The sequence below is a fragment of the Nocardioides jishulii genome, assembly GCF_006007965.1.
Classification (GTDB): domain Bacteria; phylum Actinomycetota; class Actinomycetes; order Propionibacteriales; family Nocardioidaceae; genus Nocardioides; species Nocardioides jishulii.
Genome location: NZ_CP040748.1, coordinates 105,512 through 125,431, shown reverse-complemented (window position 1 = coordinate 125,431; position 19,920 = coordinate 105,512). Strand labels below are relative to the sequence as shown.

Here is a 19,920-nt window from a genome sequence, read left to right as displayed (position 1 = left end):
GCGAAGCGACAGAGTGCCGGGCTGCTCCGCGGGCGTCACCAGGACCAGCGCAGCCCCACGGCACCGGGGCCGAAGTCGTCACGCGCGACCTGGGCCACCCCGTCGACCGGTACGACCTCGCCAGCGCGCTCCTGCTCGTCGGTGCGGCTGTGCCCCTGCCACGTCGACGGCGCGCAGGCAGGGTCGAACCGCACCCGGACCGCGACCCGTTCGACCGGGTGCAGCACGCGGTGCTCGTGGACGCCGTCAGGAGCGGCGTCCTCCGGCAGGTGGGTGCGGTGGACGGTCGTGACGGTCTCGCCGACCCGCAACGGCGCGGCGAGCACCAGGGCCGTGGCGAAGACGCCCTCGGCGAGGTCGACGTACGACGGGCCGAGGCGACAACCGCTCACCGGCTCCACCCGGCTGCGGCCCCGCACCGGCGTGGGCACGACCAGCACGGAGGGGAAGGCGTCGACGCCGTCCTCCCTGGCCACCCACTCGGTGCGCTGGGTGACGTGGCGCTGGCGGCCGAGCCCGTCGATCTCGACCTCGACCTCGACGGTGCGCTCGGTGAGCAGCGAGCTGCGCTGGAAGCCCAGGGCCGTGCGGGCTCGCTGCTCGGAGGCGGTGAGCAGGGTCTGGCCGCCCCGGGCTGACGAGCTGGTCCCCCGCGTCCGGGCGGTCACCCCGGGGCGGGGCGCGGGCGTACGCCGGGCGTCACCGCTCGGGTCGACCCACCGCGACAGCTGGCCCCGGGGCAGCTCCAGCACGTCCTCCAGCGCCCGTGCGGCGCGCAGGCCCTCGGGGCCGGCCGGCGCGGACCTGCCCGCGCGCCAGGCCGCCAGCGCCGGCGTACTGACGTGGACGTCACGGTGCTGCAACGAGAGCGAGAGGCCACGCAGCGAGGAGCGGCGCTCAGCCAGGGCGAGGCGGAACTCGCGGGCGAAGTCCGGGCCCTCGTCGGCGACGGGGGTGGCCTGACGGCGAGCCGGGACACGTGCCCGCCACGCGGCTGTCGGCGCGTCGGGCGCAGGCCCGTCGGGCGCAGGCGCGCCGCTGGTGGTGTGGTCCATCGCTCCCCCCTCCGTCACTCCCGCCGTTCGACCGTGCGGGAGGGACCGAGCCGTCCCCCGTGTCCGCAGCAGCACCCGTCCTGACTGCGGCCCTCGTCACCTTAGGGGGCCTCGTCGGAGAAGGCGAGGCCCCTCCGCCCCGGCCGGACGGGAGCACCGTCACGACGTCACCGAAAGCGGGGATGCCGCGCGGCCGACCGTGTGACTAGCGTTCCCGCGCAGGCACGTCCCCGCCCCCTCGAGGAACTCCGTGACGCTCTCCACCCCCGCGAACGACCTGCGCACCGTCCGCGCCCTGATCGGCGCGACCAACCTCCCCCGCCAGCTCAACGTGGCGGGCGCCGGGCCGCTGGGCACCGCGGCGTACGAGACCATGACCCAGCTGCTCGCGGCGCACCACGCCGGCGGCTACTCCGGCCGCGACCGGCTGCTCGAGATGTATGCGGAGGCCCGCGCCCAGGTCGCCGAGCTGATGGGCACCATCCCCTCGCTGCTCTCCTTCCAGCCGAGCGTCTCCAGCATCGTCACGACCCTGTCGCGCTCGATCACGCTCGAGCCGGGCGACCAGGTGCTCACCTGGGACGTGGAGCACGGCTCGACCATCCGCGCCTGGCACGTCCGCGCCCTGGAGACGGGGGCCGAGCTGGTGCGGGTGCAGCCTCCCCTCGACGAGCCGTGGGACACGAGGCTGCTGCTGGAGCAGGTCGACGAACGCACCAAGGTCCTCACCGTCTCGTCGATCCAGAGCTTCGACGGTTCGGCCACCGACCTGTACGCCCTGCGTGAGGCCTGCGACGCGGTCGGGGCGCTCCTGCTCGTCGACCTCAGCCAGCACCTCGGCATCGCCGACGTCACCCCGGCCGTGGCGCTGGCCGACGCGGCGTACGCCTGCGCCCACAAGTGGCTGCTCGGCCCGGTCGGGGTCGCGGTCGCCACCTTCACCCCCGATCTCGTCAGCAGCCTCACGCCCCCCGCGTACGGCGCCAGCAGCATCGACATCGCGGCCGCCGCCCAGGCCGCGGTCTGGTTCGACCCGTCGGTGCCGCTGCGCTCCGACGTCGGCCTGCTGGAGGCCGGGACGCCTCCACTGCTCGGCGCGGTCAGCACGGGCGCCGCGGCCCGGGCGATGAGCGCGGTGGGTGTCGAGCGGGTGCAGCGCGCGGCCCTGGGCGTCCGTGCCGAGATCGTGTCGTTGCTCGACAGCCACGACCTGCACCCCGTGGCGACGGTCGTCGACCCGGTCAGCCCGATCATCGCGCTGCGGCCCGGGCCCGAGGAGCTGCCGGCGATCGTGGACGGCCTGCGGCAGGAGCACTTCCACGTGATCCTGCGCGGCGACGTCCTGCGGCTCTCGCCCTGGGCGATGGAGTGGAGCGAGGTCGACCAGCTGCTCACCGGGTTGGACCGCGCCCTCACCCGCTGAGGTGACGCATCGACCGTTCGGCCACGGTCGGTCAGGTCTGGTACAAACCCTGAAGTGAGCCAGACCATCCCCCCGACCGCCCCCACGACTGCTCCGCAGCGCGCCTCAGGCGGCCTGGTCATCGCCGTGCTGGCCGCGGCCGGCATGGCGGTCTCGCTCCAGCAGACGCTCGTGGTGCCGCTGGTCCCCGACCTCCCGCTCATCTTCGGCACCACCGCCGACACGGCCTCCTGGCTGCTGACCATCACCCTGCTCACCGGCGCGGTGGCCACTCCCATCGTGACCAAGCTCGCCGACATGCACGGCAAGCGCCGGATGATCGTGCTGGCGCTCTCGATCATGGTGGTCGGCTCCTTGCTCCTGGCGCTCACCACGAGCCTGGTCGCGGCGATGGTGGGTCGCGCCCTGCAGGGCCTGGCGGCCGCCGTCATCCCGATCGGCATCTCGGTGCTGCGCGACGAGCTGCCACCGGAGCGGGTCGGCTTCGGCATCGCGCTGATGAGCGCCACCCTCGGCATCGGCGGCGCGCTCGGCCTGCCGTTGTCGGGCTTCCTCTACGAGCAGAGCGGGTGGGCGTCGATCTTCTGGGTCTCGGCGGGCGTCACCGCCACGATCCTGGTCGGGATCTTCCTGGTCGTGCCCGAGTCGCCGGTGCGCAGCCCCGGCAGCTTCGACCTGGTCGGCGCCGTGGTGCTCTCGGCCGCACTGACCGCCCTGATGCTCGTGATCTCCAAGGGCTCGGTCTGGGGCTGGCTCTCGGGCACCACGCTGGGACTGCTCGCGCTGAGCGCCCTGACCTTCGCGGCCTGGGTGCCGATGCAGCTGCGCCGCAGCGAACCGATGGTCGACCTGCGCACCGCGGCCAGCCGTCCGGTCCTGCTCACCAACGTGGCGTCGGTGCTGGTCACCGTCGGCATGATGGCCAACGGCCTGCTCACCATCCCGATGGTCGAGGCGCCCCTCTCGAGCGGCCACGGATTCGGCGTCTCGGTGATGACCGCGGGTCTGCTGATGGCACCGTCGGGCCTGGCGATGGTCGCCTTCGCCCCGGTCTCGGGATGCATGCTGAACCGCGTCGGCGGGCGGCGCACCCTGATCCTGGGCGCCGTCGTGGTGGCGCTCTCCTACTTCCTGCGCCCGGCGGCGGACGGGTCCCTGACCGCGATCGTCGTGGTCTCCACGCTCTGCGGCCTGGGTGCCGCCATCGCGTTCGCGGCGATGCCCGCCCTGATCATGTCGGCGGTGCCGATCACCGAGACGGCCTCCGCCAACGGCATCAACTCGCTCATGCGCGCGGTCGGCATGGCCGCCGCGAGCGCCGGCACGGCCGCCATCTTCGCCTCGCTGGCCACCGCCACGACCGTCGACGGCACCACCGTGACGGCACCGACCTCGACCGCCTTCACCGTCGGCTTCATGGTCTGTGGCGTCTTCGCCGCGGTGGGCGCCGTGGTGGCCGCCTTCATCCCCACCCGCAGCGGCGCCGTGCCGCAGCCCGGCAGCGGCGCCGAGAAGGTCGTACGCGGCCAGGTCGTGCTCGGGTCCGCACAGTCCGAGCAGGTGCTCGGCACGGTCGTGCTCACGCGCCCCGACGGCCAGCAGGTCGACTGGGCCCGTCCCGACTTCGACGGCCACTTCTCCCTGGCCTTCCCGCGCGACGGTCGCTACCTGCTGGTGGCCACCGCCCGAGGGTGGGCGCCCCGCGTGGCGGTCACCGACCTCACGGCCGACTGCGCCACGCTGCGGGTGCCGCTCGACGACCGGTTGACCGTCGGCGGCGTCGTCACCTGCGACGGTGACCCGGTGGCCGGCGCGACGGTGACGATGTTCCTCGGCTCGGGTGAGCACACCGGCCACACCACCACCGACGAGGACGGGCGCTACGCCTTCCCGCTGCCCCCCTCCGGCCTCTACCTGGTGGCCGCGGCACTGCCGGAGACCGGAGCCGCCCACGCGGAGAAGGTGCAGGTCATGGCGGAGTCGGTGGTGGCCGACCTCGCGCTGGAGCGCGAGGCCGGCCCGGTCCTGGTCGAGGCGGCGGCTCAGCCGGTCACCCCGCCACCGGTCACTGAGCGGTCAGGCCCTCCGCAGGGCTGATCCGCGCCGCCTTGCGGGCCGGCAGCACGCTGGCCAGCGCACCGAAGGCGAGCGCCGCGACGAGCACCCCCACGACCGGCAGCACCGCCACCGAGAAGGTGTGGTCGATCATCCCGGCCACGACCACCTTCACGCCCACCCAGGCGAAGAAGAGCCCCACCGCGCTCCCGAGCAACGACGCCACCCCGGCGAGCAGCGCTCCCTCGACGGCGAGCACCCGCCGCAGCTGGCGCCGGGTCAGACCCATCGCCCGGAGCAGCGCGTTCTCGCGGGTGCGCTCCAGCACCGACAGTCCCAGCGTGTTGACGATGCCGATCAGTGCGATGACGATCCCGATCGAGAGCAGGCCGATCACGGCTGCGGTGATGACGACCAGCTGCTTCTCCACCCACTGCCGGTCGGAGTACTCGACACCGATCGCGGTCGGCACGGCCGACGTGGCCCGGGCCAGTCCCGTCTCCAGGTCGCCGGCGTCGGCACCCTCGGTGGCGCGGACCCACAGGGCGCGGGTCTCGGCGTCCTCGTCGACGCCCCAGTCGCGCAGCGTCGACTCCTTGACCAGGATCGCGTCGCCGTACTGGCTGCTCACCGTGGCGCTCACCCGGTGGGTGCGTCCGCCGACGCGGACGTCGACGACTCCCTCGGAGTTCAGCCGGTCGTTCTCGGCGTCGGGCAGCTCCAGGGCCACCGACCACGGGACGACTGCCTCGTTGGTGGCGTGCGGGTCACGCTCGGTGCTCCGCATCACCGACCGGTCGGTGCCGAGGCCGACCACCGGCACCTCGATGCCGGCCACCGAGCCCATGACGCCGGGCAGCTCGAGCACGGCGTCGACCTCGTCGAGGTCGCGCACCGCCTCGACGCCCGCCTCGTCCAGGGGAGCGGCGCCCTCGACCACGGCGATCGCGTCGATCGGGTAGGCGAGGTCGTTCTCGACATCCATCGCCTCCGAGATGACCCCCAGACCGGTCACCATGGCGACGGTCAGTGTCACGCCCACCATCAACGAGGCGGTGGTCGTGGCCGTACGCCGCGGGTTGCGCGCCGCGTTGGAGGCAGCCAGCCCGGCGACCAGGGCGCCGGAGCCGCGGGCGGTGAGCCAGCCCGCGAGGCGGACCAGGGCCGGCACGACCACCGGACCGAGGAGCAGGACGCCGACGAAGAAGGCGCCGCCTCCGGCGACCATCCGGACGAGCTGGACGCTCTCCTCGCTGAGCTGCACGGCACGGGCCAGGAGCACGCTGCCGATGACGATGAGCAGCGCCCCCGAGCCGAGGCGTACGCGGCCCGCGTTGCTGCGGGCGTCCCACATCTCCGCGGGGCGCAGGGCGGCCAGCGGCGCGACGCGGGTCGCGGCCCGGGTCGGCAGCCAGGCCGCCACCACGCTCACCAGCACGCCGAAGACGGCCGCGCCGACGACCCACCACCAGCGGAAGCCGGGGGCGCCGAACTCGGCCCAGCGGCTGCCCACCAGGGCCGCGATGGCGAAGGAGAGGCCGACGCCGATGGCCAGGCCGAGCGCGGAGGAGACGACGCCGAGGGTGAGCGCCTCGACCCGGATCGAGCGTCGCAGCTGGGCCCGGGTGACCCCGACGCAGCGCAGCAGCGCGAAGTCGCGGGCGCGCTGGGCGAAGAGGATCGCAAAGGTGTTGGCGATGACCAGCACGGCCACCCCCAGGGCGATGGCGGCGAAGAAGGCGACCAGGAGGGCGATCACGTCGACGCCCTTGGTGACGTCGGACTGGAGCTCGGCGACGTACTCCTGGGAGGAGCGGACGAACGGGTCGTCGACCGTACGCTCGGCCACCGCGACCGGGCCGTCCCACAGCACGACAGGGACGTACGGGTCGAAGGCGCGCAGGTCCTCCCACGTCAGGTAGAGGTCGCTGCCGACCCCGACCGCCGCCTCGGCGACGCCGATGACCGAGACGGTGACAGGGGCGCCGCCGCTGCGGACGACCACGTCGTCGCCCACGGAGACGCCCGTGGCTGCGGCGACCCGTTCGTCGACCAGGGCCTCGCCGGCGCGGGTCGGGAAGGTGCCGTCGACGAGCGGCTGCCACTGCAGCTGCGGGTCGGTGGGGGCGACGCCGAGGCTCGCCTCACGACGGCTCTCGCCGTAGGTCGCCTCTCCCCAGCTCATGGCGTCCGGCCGGGCCGCGAACCCGCCCTTCTCCGCAGCCGCGAGCAGCGCCTCCACCTCCGCGGTGGAGCTGACCTGGACGACGTGGTCGGTGGCAGCGTAGGGCTGACCGAGGTCGGCAGTCATGCCGCTGCGCAGCGCCCCGGCGAGCCCCTCGGTGGTGACGATGAAGGCGACGCCGATGATCACGGCGAGCGCGCTGGCGACGTAGCGACGACTGTTGTGCCTCAGCGAGGCGAGCAGGACGGTGCGCATCAGGCGACCCGTCGGCGCAGCGCGGCGGTGAGCTGGTCGACGTCCGGCTCGACCAGGTGGGCCGAGATCGCCCCGTCGTGGAGCACGACGACGTCGTCGGCGTAGGCCGCCGCCTCGAGGTCGTGGGTGACCATCACGACCGTCATCCCGCCCTCGTGGACGCTGCGACGCAGGTGGCCGAGCACCTCGGCGCTGGCGTCGGAGTCGAGGTTGCCCGTGGGCTCGTCGGCGAAGACGATCGCCGGGTCGGCCACCAGGGCGCGGGCGATCGCCACACGCTGCTGCTGACCGCCGGAGAGCTCGCTGGGTCGGTGACCGATCCGCTCGCCGAGGCCGAGGAGCTCCACGACCGCCTCGTAGCGCTCACGGTCGACGGCACGGCCGGCCAGCTCGAGCGGGAGCAGGATGTTCTGCCCGGCAGTGAGCATCGGCAACAGGTTGAACGCCTGGAAGACGAAGCCGATGTGCTCGCGGCGGAAGAGCGTCAGCGCGGTGTCGTCGAGGCCGGTGAGCCGACGACCCGCGACCTCGACGTCACCGGAGGTGACGGCGTCGAGGCCGGCCAGGCAGTGCATCAGCGTCGACTTGCCGGAGCCGGACGGGCCCATGATCGCGGTGAAGCGTCCGCGCGGGACCTCCAGGTCGACGCCGCGCAGGGCGTGCACGACGTTGTCGCCCCGGCCGTAGGTCTTGGTCAGGCCGGTGGCGCGCGCCGCGAGGCGGACGCCGTCGCCCGAGGCGGGCAGGGAAGGGGAAGAAGTGGTGGTTGTGCTCATGGCACCAGCCTCGTCGCCACGGGTGCCCCACCGCGTCGGACCGCGGGCCGATCTGCGGGTCCTCCCACGGTCGTACGCCACGGCTCACGCGCGGCGGCTCGTCCTCCCGTGGGAGGAGGCCGCGACTCCTCACGCCGCCACGGCCCAGGGCGGCGCGAGCTCAGGGAGTGACGAGCCCGGTCTCGTAGGCGAGCACGACCAGCTGGACGCGGTCGCGCGAGGCCGTCTTGGCGAGCAGGCGACCGACGTGGGTCTTGACCGTGGTCTCGGCCACGACCAGGTGGGCGGCGATCTCCTGGTTGGAGAGACCGCGGGCGATCAGGCCGAGCACCTCGACCTCGCGCTCGGTGAGGTCGGCGAGCCGCTCGTGGTCCGCGGCGCCGGGCCCGGCGGCGTCTCCCGCCTCGGGCAGGGTGGCGAAGTGGTCCAGGAGGCGCCGCGTGGTGCTGGGCGCGACCACTGCATCGCCGGCCTGCACCGAGCGGATGGCTCCGAGCAGCTCGGGCGGGGTCGCGTCCTTGAGCAGGAACGCCGAGGCGCCCGCGCGGATCGCGGCGAAGGCGTACTCGTCGAGGTCGAAGGTGGTGAGCACGATGACGCGGGGAGCGTCCGGGGCGGCGAGGAGCCGCCGGGTCGCCTCCACCCCGTCCATCCGGGGCATGCGGACGTCCATCAGGACCACGTCGGTGCCGGTCACCGCGAGCTGGGCCAGGGCCTCGCCACCGTCGCCGGCCTCACCGACGACGACCATGTCGGGCTGGGAGTCGACGAGCATCCGGAAGCCGGCGCGCACCATCTGCTGGTCGTCGACGAGGAAGACCCTGATCTGCTCGCTGTGCTGGTCACTGTGCTGCTCACTCACAGCGGGATCCTCGCACTCACGGTCCAGCCACCACCGACGGCGGGTCCCGCGCTCATGGAGCCGTCGTGCACGGCGACCCGCTCGCGCATCCCGACCAGGCCGTGGCCGGTGCCGGCACCGGTGGATCCGTGGGCGCCGTGGCCTCCCCCGGCCGCTCCCCGGCCGTCGTCGGTGACCCGGATCCGCACGGCGTCGTCGACGGTGACGCCCAACGTCACCCGGGCCTGCGGGCCGGCGTGCTTGCGGACGTTGGTGAGCGCCTCCTGCACCACCCGGTAGGCCGCCAGCCCGACGCCGTCGGGCACCAGTGGCCACTCCTGCGGAAGGGACACCTCGATCGTCATGCCGGCGGCCTCTGCCTCCTCGACGAGGTGCGGCACGTCGTCGAGGCGCGGCTGCGGGCGTACGCCCGACTCCTCCGTGCGCAGCAGTCCGAGCAGGCGTCGCATCTCGGTCAGGGACGCCCGGCCGGTGTCGGCGATGGTGCCGAGTGTGCGGACGGCGACGGCGGGATCCTGCGCGGCGGCGTACCGGGCGCCGTCGGCCTGGACCACGATGACCGAGAGTCCGTGGGCGACCACGTCGTGCATCTCGCGCGCGATCCGTGCCCGCTCGTCCTGGGCGGCCAGGGCAACATCGCGCTCGGCCATGGCCCGGGCCTGCTCGGCGCGGTCGACGAGGCTGCGTACGAAGCGGTCCCGCTGGCCACCCGCGACACCGAGGGCCCAGGCGGAGACCGCCATGCCCGCGCAGCTGAGGGCGGGAGCGACCATCGACGACAGCCGCTCGTCGGGCACGGCCCAGCTGCTCCACGCCCATCCCGCGACCAGGCAGGCACACAGGGTGACCACGAGGCTGACGGGCCGAGCCCACCGGCCGCCCCAGCGGCCGACCGAGTAGGCCGCGATCGGGAAGGCGACCTGCCCGATGATCGGGTCGTGGAGGCCGAGGACGAGCACCTGGGCGGCGCTCAGGGTGGCGACCACGCCGAAGACCAGGGAGGCGTGCGTGCGGCGCCACCACAAGGGCAGGATCTGGCTCAGCGACACGACCGCGTTGAGCGGCTCGCCCACCGCCCAGTGGAACAGGGCCAGCCCCGACAACGACAGCACGAGCAACGCGTCGAACCATCGCCGACCGCGCGGGCCGAGGGTCCAGGGCTGCAGGGGTTCCACGCGGTGATCGTAGGTGCCGAGGGCACCTGACGCGTCCTCCTGCGGGAGGAGATCGGCGCTGGCAGGATTCCGCCATGACTCAGCTGGGACTCTCGTCATCGCGTGGGGTCCGGTCGCCGGATCTCCGGAGCAGATCAGGGCCTTCGTCGAGGGGATCTTCGAGGGAGGGGAGCCCGGCCCGGGCCAGCTCGTCGACCGCTTCCACCAGGACCCCCTCGACGACGACCCCGACCCCTTCGCGAGCCGGCGGTTCGGGGCGGTGGTCAGGACCCTCCTCGACGGACGCAACGTGCTGGTCACCGACAGGTCGTTCGAGGACCCCGAGCGCCGGGACCTGGTCGCGGAGGCGTTCCGCCGGACGCTCCCCGGCCTGGTGGTCGACCAGGTGACGATGGGCGGAGGCGCCCCGCCTGCTGAGCCGGCGCCGAACCCACACCCCGGGATCGTCATCGACGCCGACGTCTACGGCGACGCCGAGTGGAGCTCCCACGAGCGCATCGTGGTGACGGCCGACGCTCCGCGTGAAGTGCTGGTCGCAGCCCTGGAGAAGGCCGCCTATCGGATGACGTTCGTGGGTGACAACGGGCGGGTGTACGAGGACGTGGTGGACGCGGAGATGGAGGACGTCTACACCCCCGACTGGTTTTCCGAGGTGAAGGTCGACGAGCGCGGTGACGCCGGCTTCTACATCGACTGCAACGGCGCCATCGAGGATCCGATGGCGGCCAGGTTCAAGGAGATCCTGGTCGAGGAGCTGGTGCGCGCCGGGATCGAGCGGGCGCACGTACGCGTGCCCTGACACTCGCGGCCGAGCGCTACACCATCCCGTCGAGGAATCGGTTCTCGCCCCGACCGGTGGGAGAATCCCCGCGTGAGTGAACAGCACGACCCCGATCAGACCACCGTCGTCGAAGGCATCGACCCCGACGAGCTGGCCACGGCGATCAAGGTGCTCCGCGCGCTGCCGGCGCTGGGCCCCGAGCACCCGGACGTACGCCTCATGAAGCGCGAGGCGTCCTACATGTACAAGCTCGTGAAGAAGTCGCGTCGCGCCGAGATCCGCCAGGAGCGCATCAAGCACGACCAGGACATCATCGAGAAGACCGCCACCGGCTCGCCGATGCGGATCGACGACGAGACCGCGGGCATCGCGCTGGTCTCGACGGCGAAGGGCGCCTTCGCGGGTGAGCTGATCACGGCGCGCGGCTGCTACATCTGCAAGGAGGACTTCACCCTCGTCGACGCGTTCTACCACTGGCTCTGCCCCAAGTGCGCGGCCATGAGCCACGCCAAGCGCGACCAGGGCACCGACCTCACCGGCAAGCGCGCGCTGCTCACCGGTGGCCGCGCCAAGATCGGCATGTACATCGCGTTGCGGCTGCTGCGCGACGGCGCCCACACCACCATCACCACCCGCTTCCCGAAGGACGCGGTGCGCCGCTTCTCCGCGATGGAGGACTCGGGCGACTGGATCCACCGGCTCAAGGTCGTCGGCATCGACCTGCGTGACCCCACGCAGGTGATCTCGCTGGCCGACGACGTCGCCGCCTCGGGCCCGCTCGACATCCTGATCAACAACGCCTGCCAGACCGTACGCCGCTCCCCCGGCTCGTACGCCCCGCTGCAGGAGGGCGAGCTCGCGCCGCTGCCCACGAACATCGAGCTGCCGGAGATGGTCGCCTTCGACCGGATCTCCGAGGCGCACCCGGCGGCGATCGCCGGCGCCCTGGCCGACGTCGCGGTGGCTCACCACGACGGCGAGTCGGCGGAGTCCGCCCTGGCCGCGCACAACGCGGCCTCGCTGACGGCGCTCGCACTGAAGGCTGGCTCGGCCTCCCTGGAGGCGCACGTCGCCGGGACCGCGCTCGACGCCGGCGGCCTGCTGCCCGACGTGCAGACCAACAACTCGTGGACCCAGACCGTCGGCGAGGTCGACCCGCTGGAGCTCCTCGAGGTGCAGCTGTGCAACTCGATCGCCCCGTTCCTGCTCGTCAGCCGCCTGCGCCCCTCGCTCGCCGAGGCCGCGCGCCGGGCGAAGTCGAAGCGGGCGTACGTCGTCAACGTCTCGGCGATGGAGGGCCAGTTCTCCCGTCGCTACAAGGGGCCGGGCCACCCGCACACCAACATGGCGAAGGCCGCGCTCAACATGATGACGCGCACCAGCTCGGGCGAGATGTTCGAGACCGACAACATCCTGATGACCGCCGTCGACACCGGCTGGATCACCGACGAGCGTCCGCACCAGGAGAAGCTGCGGATCGCCGCGGAGGGCTGGCACGCGCCGCTCGACCTGGTCGACGGTGCCGCGCGCGTCTACGACCCGATCGTCATGGGCGAGCAGGGCGAGGACATCTACGGCTGCTTCGTGAAGGACTACAAGCCCAGTCCTTGGTGAGACACGGCCGCTGACCTGCGGAAACAGGCGCGCTACGAGGAGTAGCGCGCCCGTTCGGCGCCTGTGGGCCACATCGAGGGATACCGCGGGTTAGCGTCGGAACGGCCTCGGGGGAAGGCCTGCCGACACCACGACAGGAGTGACATGACCCTCGGGCAGAAGATCCGGGCAGGACGGACCGCAGCCGGTCTGACGCAGCAGGAGATGGCGGAGAAGTTGAGTGTCTCGCGCCAGGCGGTGACCAAGTGGGAGGCCGACCGCGGCATCCCCGACGTGGTGAACCTCCAGGCGCTCGCCGCATTGTTCGGCATCACCGTCGACGACCTCCTGCGCGACGACCTGGTCAGCGGACCGGGCGCGGTGACCGAGGAGATCGACGCCCGGTCGTACCGGGTCGAGAAGCCGGCACGGCACCGCTTCGACGCGGCCGTGCGCGCCGCGTTCCCGGACGCCGACGTGGTGCAGCCGCTGGTCCGCAGCAAGCGGCTGCGGGGCTGGCGGTTCTGGCTCGACCTGCTCGTCCAGCCGGGCGTCGTCGGGGCCCACGAGCAACTCTCCGACTTCGCCGGGTTCTTCCTCGTCGAACAGCGGGGTCAGCAGCTGCTGGTCCGGGTCACCGACACCACGCTCACCCGCCGACCGCCGGACGAGACGTTCACCGGACGTCGGCTTGTGCTGGGTGATGACGTCCTGCGCCGGGCGCCCTACCGCCTCTGAGGTCGGCGACCCCCGTAACTGTCGGGTTGATGGGCCAACACCCCGCGACGGCGCCCCATCAACGCGCCAGTTTTGGCGTGCCTGCGCTCGGGAGGCGGAGCGCACAGCGAATGTGGGCACTGCGCACATGGTGTGACACCTGAGGCCCTCTTAGCGTGAATCACGTCACATTGACGGGCCAGCGGTGGGAGCCCTTGCCGCCCGAGGCCCACGTCCTTCTCGGAGACAAGCCCATGAAAAGACCGTCCCACCTCCTGAGCGCCCTGGCCTCCTCGCTGGGCCTCGTCCTCGCGCTCACGCTGGCACCTGCCGCGTCCGCCGACAGCCCGTACGAACGGGGCCCGGACCCGACACGCTCGAGCATCGAGGCCACCCGCGGCCCGTTCGCCGTGACGTCGACGTCGGTCTCTGACCTCTCGACCCCCGGCTTCGGCTCGGCGACCGTCACCTACCCCACCTCGACCAGTGAGGGCACGTACGGCGCCGTCGCGATCTCGCCCGGTTACACCGCCTCGGAGTCGACGATCGCCTGGCTCGGCCCGCGCCTGGCCTCGCAGGGGTTCGTGGTGATCACCTTCAACACGCAGTCGCGGTTCGATCAGCCCGGCTCGCGCGGCGACCAGCTCCTGGCGGCGCTGGACTACCTGACCCAGCGGGCATCCACGGCGATCCGCTCGCGGATCGATCCCAACCGGCTCGCCGTCATCGGCCACTCGATGGGTGGCGGCGGCACGCTCGAGGCGGCCAAGGACCGGCCGTCGCTCAAGGCCACCATCGGGCTGACCCCGTGGAACCTCGACAAGACGTGGCCCGAGATCCGTACGCCCAGTCTCGTCATCGGAGCGGAGAACGACTCCGTGGCACCGACCGGCTCACACGCGATCCCGTTCTACCAGTCGATCCCGGCCTCGACGAGCAAGGCATACCTGGAGCTCAACAACGCCAGCCACTTCGCGCCCAACAGCGCGAACACCACGATCGCCTGGTCCACGATCAGCTGGCTCAAGCTCCACGTGGACGACGACACCCGCTACCGGCAGTTCCTCTGCCCCGGCCCCTCGCCCTCCACGCTGGGCGACGTGTCTGACTACCGCAACACCTGCAGCAGCTGACTCCGGCATCGACCGGCCGTACGACCGGGGCGTCGGGTGCGTGAGCATCCGGCGCCCCGGTCGTCGTCGGGCGCTCCGCGGCGACCAGGCGAAGGAACGCCCTACGTGCTTCCCGCTAGCGTGGGTCGGGTGAGCCACATCACCACCGCCTCGGTCCCGACCCCCACCCCGGGGACCGTCATCGTGATCGCCCTCAACGTGGCGGCCAAGGTGATGCTGCTGGTCCTGCTGATCACCGCGATCCACTACCCCGAGCTCGGCCACCTCGAGGGCAAGGGCGCCGGCGCCCGGGCGGTCGGCTACCCGCTGACGGCCTTCGCGATCCCGGCCGCGTGGTTGGTGTACGGGCGCCACCGGGTGACGTTCCCCTGGCTCGTGGACCTGATGGTGACCAGTACCTGCTTCACCGACACGCTCGGCAACCGGATGGACCTCTACGACACCGTCCGGCGCTTCGACGACGTGATGCACTTCGTCAACACCGGTGTGCTGACCGCGGCGTTCATCCTCCTCACCCTGCCCCCGACGGCGACCCGTGGACAGGTGATCGAGCGCTCCCTCGCCTTCGGCGTCACCGCAGCAGTCTTCTGGGAGGTCGCCGAGTACTACGCCTTCCTCAGCACCTCCGGCAACGTCGACCGCTACGCCGACACGCTGGGCGACATCGCGCTCGGGGGGATCGGGTCGGTGGCCGCCGGGCTGCTCGTGCACCTGGCGTGGAAGCACCAGCACCTCCTGAAGTCGGGGCCCCAGCCCTTGGAGGCCGCGACACCTCCACCGGGCTGACGACCGCAGCAGGACGCAGTGCCCAGGCCGCGGTGACCCTCGACAGGTGGGCGACGCTCGGCCACAGTAAAGGGATGAGCACACCCCGCGATGAGGGCGACGAGGACACGGTCCGGCCGGAGTCAGGACTGACGGACGACGACTTCGCGCCGATCTGGGCCGACGACGACCGGCCCCGGATCCCGCGGATGGCGGGCGAGCGTGAGGCGCTCACCGCCTACCTGGAGCACTACCGCGCCACGGTCGAGATGAAGTGCCGAGGCATCGGAAACGGGGAGAGCAGGCTCCGGTCGGTGCCGCCGTCGACCATGTCACTGCACGGCCTGGTGCGACACCTGGCCCAGGTCGAGCGGTGGTGGTTCCAGCAGAACTTCGAGCGCCGCGACGTCCCCCTCCTGTTCGCCGACGAGACGGATCGGGAGCCGGACTTCAACCCACCCCCGGACGCCGACTTCGCCGCCGACCTCGATCTCTGGCGCGCCGAGTGCGCGGTCTCGCGGCAGATCGTCGCCGCGCACGACCTCGACGACGTCGCCCGCCCCCTCGACTCGGACGAGGACGTCAACCTGCGCTGGCTGATGCTGCGAATGATCACCGAGTACGCCCGGCACTGCGGCCACGTCGATCTTCTGCGAGAGGCCCTCGACGGCAGGGTCGGCTCGTGAGCACCGGCACAGTGAAACCGGCACTTCACCACGTGGCGCGGCCACCCGGCGGGGGGACCGAGTGACCGCTGGGCGCGCAGGATCGACCCGAGATCCTTCCTCCACGCTACGTCCGCCGCACCGGGGCGTACATCCTCCTGACAGGGGATCGTCGCGTCGGAGGATGCGGCCCCTCCCTCAGCCCGTGACCCCGGCGATGTTGACCATCCAGTTGATGCCGAACTTGTCGGTCAGCATGCCGAACTCGTCTCCCCACGGCGCGATGGTCATCGGCTCGGTGACCGTGCCGCCCTCGGCCAGGCCGGTGAAGTAGCCGCGGAGCTCCTCGGCCTGGGTGGCGTCGCCGGCGATGGAGACGGAGATGTTGTTGCCGACGTCGAGCTTCATCATCTCCGCGGGGGTGTCGGCCACCATCAACGTGTATCCGGCCGGCGTCTCCAGCCGGGAGTGCATGACCTGGTCGGCGAAGGGCCCCTCCATGCCGCTCTCGCCGAAGGTGCTCAGCTCCAGCTCGCCGCCGAGCACGGACTGGTAGAACTCCACGGCCTGGCGCGCGCGGCCGTCGAGGACGTTGATGTAGGGGTTGAGCTTGCTCGCCATGATGTCCCTCCCTGTGTTGATGCGCTGTCGATGCGCGGTGACACCGGGCGGATCCCTCCTCCGCTCCGGCGCCACCGACGCTACGCGCTGGCTCCGACAGTGACGAGTCCCTCAACCGGGTAGGTCAGGAGAGCGGCGAGCCCTCGGGCCCGTCGCCCGCACCGGACTCCGCCTGCCCCGCCGCCCCCGTGGCTCCGTTCGCGCCGGTGGTCCCGGGCTTGGCGGGCGTCTCGATCTCGGCGACCGGGTTCATGACCCGCTTGGACGCCAGCTTGTCGAGGCCGCCCAGCAGGGTGTCGCGGACCTTGCTCACCTTGTCGGCGTACTTGGCCTCGGTCTTCTCGTTGATCGCCCCGGAGGCCTTGTTGAGCCATCCCTCGACGTCGCCACGCTTGTCGTGGGCGATCCCGCCGGCCTTGGTGACGGCGTCACCGACCAGCTTCTCTCCCTCGTCGACGAGCTCGGTGAGCTGCTTCTCGACATCGACGTCCTTGATCTTCGCCTTGATGTTCTCCGCGAACGACATGCGTACTCCTGACTCGAGCCGAATGGGAATTCCCCCAGCCTAGGCACCTGAGGCACACGAGCGCAGCCGTGAGAGCGTTGGGCGGTGGACATCGCCATCATCGCCCTCGCCTTCGCGGCGATCTTCGTCGTGGAGCTGCCCGACAAGACGTTCATCGCGACGCTCGTCCTGAGCACCCGCTTCCGTCCGCTCTTGGTCTGGATCGGCGTGGGCCTCGCCTTCGCGGTGCAGACCGGCATCGCGGTGGCGCTGGGCAAGGCGGCCGCGTTCCTGCCCGCCGACCTCGTCCAGGGTGCGGCCGCGCTGATGTTCCTCATCGGCGCACTGCTGCTGCTGCGCGAGGCGCGTGGTGCCGACGCGGCGGAGACGGAGACCGAGGACGAGTTCGCCGAGAAGGCTGCCGCCCGGGGTGAGGTGCACGGCGCCAAGGTGATCCTGACGTCGTTCCTGGTGCTCTTCGCCGCCGAGTGGGGCGACCTGTCGCAGCTCCTGACCCTCTCGCTGGTGGCCAAGTACGACGACCCGGTCTCGGTCTTCCTCGGCGCCTGGGCCGCCCTGCTCACCGTCTCCGGCCTCGCCGTGATCGTCGGCCGCGTGCTGCTCGCCAAGGTCAAGCTGTCGGTGCTGCACTACGTCGGCGCGACGGTCTGCTTCGGCCTGGCGCTCTTCACCGCGTACGAGGTCTTCCTGGCCTGATTGGCCCAGCGACTGGTCGGCGGCGGGTCAGGGGTCGATCAGCTCCTGCATCGTCTCGATCTCCTCGTTCTGGCTCGCGACGACCTGACCTGCGAGCTCGACGGCCGGCGTGAAACGGCCCTCCTCCCTCTCGGTCTCGGCCATCTCCAGAGCACCCTCGTGGTGCTCGATCATCAGGGCGAGCCACCTGTCCTGGAAGGCCGCGTCGTCGGCCTCCTCCAGGCTCTTGAAGTCCTGTGCCGACATCATCCCCGGCATGTCGTCGTGGTCGGCGCCCATCTGCTCCATCACCTCGGACGGGTCGGCTCCGTCGTGACCGGCGTGGGAGTGGTCGCGCATCGTCTCGGGGACCTCCTCGTCCCACTCCACGAGCCAGTCCGACAGGGTCTCGATCTCCTGGCCCTGGGCGTCGCGGATCTTCTCACCGAGCGTCTCCACCGCGGGGTCGACGCGGCGGCCCTGGAGCAGGTCGACCATCGTCATCGCCTGGGCGTGGTGCGGGATCATCGTCTGGGCGAAGGCCACGTCGGCAGCGTTGTGCTGGGTGTCGCTCCGCGTCGTCGCGGGGTCGTCGTCCTCGCTGCACGCGGACGACACGGCGAGCAGGAGGGCGATCCCGGCTCCTGAGACGAGGCGCGCGACTCGGCGAGCGGCAACCACAGGAAATGGCACGGGATCCTCCAGTCGTCGTCCGAAGCATGGACAAATGGAAGACCCGGCCGTTGTTGACGGGGGATACAACAACGACCGGGCTTGAAGAAACTTACGTCACCGGAGGTTCCGAGCACAACCTCTGGCCGCGAGTCTCACCAATTGGAGAGACGTGTTTCCGGTCAGCGGATCGTGACCTGTCGGTTGGCGAGCCCGGCCCGTGCCGAGCGCTCCTCCTGGGTGAGGTCGGAGTCGTCGGCAAGAGCGGTCTTGAGGTCGGCGGCGAACTTCTTCGCCGGCTCCTCGAGCGCTGCCGCACCCGTCCCGACGGGGAGGTCCCAGACCGGCGTCAGCAGGCCGTGGGCACGGAACATCCCGACGAACCGCGCGCCTTCCACCAGCACGTCCTTGCCGGCGGCGTGCAGGCGCGCGAGGGCCGTGAGCAGCGCGTCCTCGTCGTGCGGCATCACCCAGCGCAGGTGCTCCTTGGTGCCGACGTTGGTCCAGTAGGCCGCCTCCACGCCCTCGAGGCGCGCGGTGGGGCGGATCGTGTCGTTGGCCTGGGACAGCGCGGCGGCGAAGTCCTCCCCCGCGTCGGCCACGTCGGAGACCCAGAACTCGAAGGTGTCGTGGACCGTCACGTCGAGCTCGGTGTTGGCGACGAGGTCCTGGAGCCGCGGGCCCTCGCCCGGGTCGGAGGTGAGCCCGACGATGCCGGACTCGCCTCGCTCCGCCTGCTCCAGCGCGGCCAGGAGCACAGCACCGAGGTCACGGGCGGGGTCGCCGTAGTTGTGCTGCACCTGCAGCCCCAGCCACACCTCACCGGAGTCACGCACCATCGCGGGCGCGGCCACCGGGAGCAGGGTGTTGAGGCGTACGACGCGCGAGCCGGCGCCGGGCACGCCCTCGGCCAGCGTCAGCGGGGCGGTCGCCGCGGGCACGAGCTCACGCAGGGCGATGAGGTCGCACTCGCCGGCCAGGCCCTCGAAGGGGCGTGCGACGAACGGCGTCGCCGCGCCACCGGCCGCTCCGTGGCAGGCCTTGTAGCGCTTGCCCGAGCCACAGGGGCAGGGCTGGCGAGGGCCGACCTCGCCCTCGACGGGGGCGGACTGGTTCTTGCGGGACTTCTTTCGCCATGGCGCAGAACCTACCCGTCGAGGAGCTCCAGCATGTATCCCGGCCGGTCGGAGATCACGGCCTTGACGCCCAGGCTCTGGCAGAACTCGAGGTCGGCCCGGGAGTTGACGGTCCACACGTGGATGTCGCGTCCGCTCGACCAGACGCCGGGCCAGGCCGGGGTGTGCACGCAGCTCGTCGATGCCCGGTCCCACGATCCAGTCGGGGCCGATGACGCGACGCAGCATCGGCCACAGCGGCGCCTTGTCGATGAGCTGGACCAGGGGCACGTCGGGGGCGGCCCGCTCCACACGCTGCAGGGCGGTCCACGAGAACGACATCACCCGGACCGGCGTGCCCTTGGTGTCCCAGCCGAAGTCGCGGAGCAGCGACACGAGACGGCGTTCGACCAGTCCTCCGTAGCGCACCGGGTGCTTGGTCTCGACGGCGATCTCGACCGGCCGGTCGTAGTCGCGCACGGTCTCGAAGAGTCGGCGCAGGGTCAGCACCCGGCGGTGGTCGTCGGCGAGGTCGGGCGCCTCGTCGTCGAGGTCGCCCCACGGGTTCTTCCACGACGCGAAGTCGAGCTGGCTCAGCTCATCGAGCTTCATGGTCGAGACCCGGCCGCGACTCTCGGTCGTACGCCGCACGTCGCGGTCGTGCACGCACACGAGGTGTCCGTCGGCGGTCAGGCGTACGTCGCACTCGAGCGCCTCGGCTCCCATGTCGAGGGCGGTCACATAGGCACCGAGCGTGTGCTCGGCCTTCTCGTGGCTGGCGCCGCGGTGCGCGACGACCTGCGGTCTCATGCCTCGATTGTGACGCACGCGGGCAGCAAGGTCCCAGGGTCCTACCGGTTCGACAGGTCGG

At 71.7% G+C, this 19,920-nt stretch carries 18 protein-coding genes; 9 read left to right on the top strand and 9 right to left on the bottom strand.

Annotated features, from left to right (window positions below; translation table 11 throughout):
• Window positions 1-35 precede the first annotated feature (35 nt).
• Window positions 36-1,055 (bottom strand): hypothetical protein, encoded by a 1,020-nt coding sequence (locus FCL41_RS00570; protein ID WP_137064466.1) that lies wholly within the window; start codon window positions 1,053-1,055, stop codon window positions 36-38.
• A 250-nt stretch (window positions 1,056-1,305) separates the two neighbouring features.
• Between FCL41_RS00570 and FCL41_RS00565 the strand changes: the two genes are divergently transcribed.
• A complete protein-coding gene (locus FCL41_RS00565) occupies window positions 1,306-2,478 on the top strand; it encodes an aminotransferase class V-fold PLP-dependent enzyme (RefSeq protein WP_137064467.1) in 1,173 nt (390 codons plus the stop codon).
• 54 nt (window positions 2,479-2,532) lie between these two features.
• Window positions 2,533-4,575 (top strand): MFS transporter, encoded by a 2,043-nt coding sequence (locus FCL41_RS00560; RefSeq protein ID WP_212723040.1) that lies wholly within the window; start codon window positions 2,533-2,535, stop codon window positions 4,573-4,575.
• Here the strand turns inward: FCL41_RS00560 and FCL41_RS00555 are convergent.
• From FCL41_RS00555 to FCL41_RS00540, 4 genes are all read right to left on the bottom strand, one after another.
• A complete protein-coding gene (locus tag FCL41_RS00555) occupies window positions 4,544-6,973 on the bottom strand; it encodes an ABC transporter permease (protein ID WP_137064468.1) in 2,430 nt (809 codons plus the stop codon). The genes FCL41_RS00560 and FCL41_RS00555 overlap by 32 nt on opposite strands.
• Window positions 6,973-7,749: an ABC transporter ATP-binding protein gene (locus FCL41_RS00550; RefSeq protein WP_137064469.1), complete on the bottom strand. Its 777-nt coding sequence runs from the start codon at window positions 7,747-7,749 to the stop codon at window positions 6,973-6,975. The genes FCL41_RS00555 and FCL41_RS00550 overlap by 1 nt, the downstream gene beginning before the upstream one ends.
• 160 nt (window positions 7,750-7,909) lie before the next feature.
• Window positions 7,910-8,611, bottom strand: a complete 702-nt coding sequence (locus tag FCL41_RS00545) for a response regulator (RefSeq protein ID WP_275403748.1) — start codon at window positions 8,609-8,611, stop codon at window positions 7,910-7,912.
• The gene (locus FCL41_RS00540; protein ID WP_175422333.1) at window positions 8,608-9,786 is read right to left on the bottom strand and encodes a sensor histidine kinase; all 1,179 of its coding nucleotides are present in this window, start codon (window positions 9,784-9,786) and stop codon (window positions 8,608-8,610) included. Before FCL41_RS00540 ends, FCL41_RS00545 begins: the two co-directional genes overlap by 4 nt.
• 13 nt (window positions 9,787-9,799) lie before the next feature.
• On the opposite strand from FCL41_RS00540, the gene FCL41_RS00535 reads away from it, so the two are divergent.
• The 6 genes from FCL41_RS00535 (at window position 9,800) to FCL41_RS00510 (ending at window position 15,461) form a co-directional block, all read left to right on the top strand.
• Complete coding sequence (locus FCL41_RS00535; protein ID WP_170970146.1) at window positions 9,800-10,585, top strand: hypothetical protein; 786 nt, start codon at window positions 9,800-9,802, stop codon at window positions 10,583-10,585.
• Between the two features lie 72 nt (window positions 10,586-10,657).
• On the top strand, window positions 10,658-12,181 hold the full coding sequence (locus FCL41_RS00530; protein ID WP_212723041.1) for an SDR family NAD(P)-dependent oxidoreductase: 1,524 nt from the start codon (window positions 10,658-10,660) through the stop codon (window positions 12,179-12,181).
• 144 nt (window positions 12,182-12,325) lie between these two features.
• Window positions 12,326-12,898 (top strand): helix-turn-helix transcriptional regulator, encoded by a 573-nt coding sequence (locus FCL41_RS17205; protein ID WP_212723042.1) that lies wholly within the window; start codon window positions 12,326-12,328, stop codon window positions 12,896-12,898.
• Between the two features lie 233 nt (window positions 12,899-13,131).
• The gene (locus FCL41_RS00520) at window positions 13,132-14,010 is read left to right on the top strand and encodes an alpha/beta hydrolase family protein (RefSeq protein ID WP_137064473.1); all 879 of its coding nucleotides are present in this window, start codon (window positions 13,132-13,134) and stop codon (window positions 14,008-14,010) included.
• A gap of 129 nt (window positions 14,011-14,139) precedes the next feature.
• Window positions 14,140-14,796, top strand: a complete 657-nt coding sequence (locus FCL41_RS00515) for a DUF2238 domain-containing protein (protein WP_137064474.1) — start codon at window positions 14,140-14,142, stop codon at window positions 14,794-14,796.
• A 74-nt stretch (window positions 14,797-14,870) separates the two neighbouring features.
• Window positions 14,871-15,461: a DinB family protein gene (locus tag FCL41_RS00510; RefSeq protein ID WP_137064475.1), complete on the top strand. Its 591-nt coding sequence runs from the start codon at window positions 14,871-14,873 to the stop codon at window positions 15,459-15,461.
• Between the two features lie 177 nt (window positions 15,462-15,638).
• On the opposite strand, the gene FCL41_RS00505 is transcribed toward FCL41_RS00510, so the two are convergent.
• Entirely contained in the window at window positions 15,639-16,061 is a 423-nt protein-coding gene (locus tag FCL41_RS00505; protein WP_137064476.1) for a VOC family protein, read from the bottom strand.
• Window positions 16,062-16,185: 124 nt separating this feature from the next.
• Complete coding sequence (locus tag FCL41_RS00500) at window positions 16,186-16,587, bottom strand: hypothetical protein (RefSeq protein ID WP_137064477.1); 402 nt, start codon at window positions 16,585-16,587, stop codon at window positions 16,186-16,188.
• 84 nt (window positions 16,588-16,671) lie between these two features.
• Between FCL41_RS00500 and FCL41_RS00495 the strand changes: the two genes are divergently transcribed.
• Window positions 16,672-17,283: a TMEM165/GDT1 family protein gene (locus FCL41_RS00495; protein WP_137064478.1), complete on the top strand. Its 612-nt coding sequence runs from the start codon at window positions 16,672-16,674 to the stop codon at window positions 17,281-17,283.
• A gap of 27 nt (window positions 17,284-17,310) precedes the next feature.
• On the opposite strand, the gene FCL41_RS00490 is transcribed toward FCL41_RS00495, so the two are convergent.
• Complete coding sequence (locus tag FCL41_RS00490; protein ID WP_137064479.1) at window positions 17,311-17,955, bottom strand: DUF305 domain-containing protein; 645 nt, start codon at window positions 17,953-17,955, stop codon at window positions 17,311-17,313.
• A gap of 161 nt (window positions 17,956-18,116) precedes the next feature.
• Window positions 18,117-19,859, bottom strand: a complete 1,743-nt coding sequence (locus FCL41_RS17850; RefSeq protein WP_239021708.1) for a DUF5926 family protein — start codon at window positions 19,857-19,859, stop codon at window positions 18,117-18,119.
• Between the last annotated feature and the right edge of the window lie 61 nt (window positions 19,860-19,920).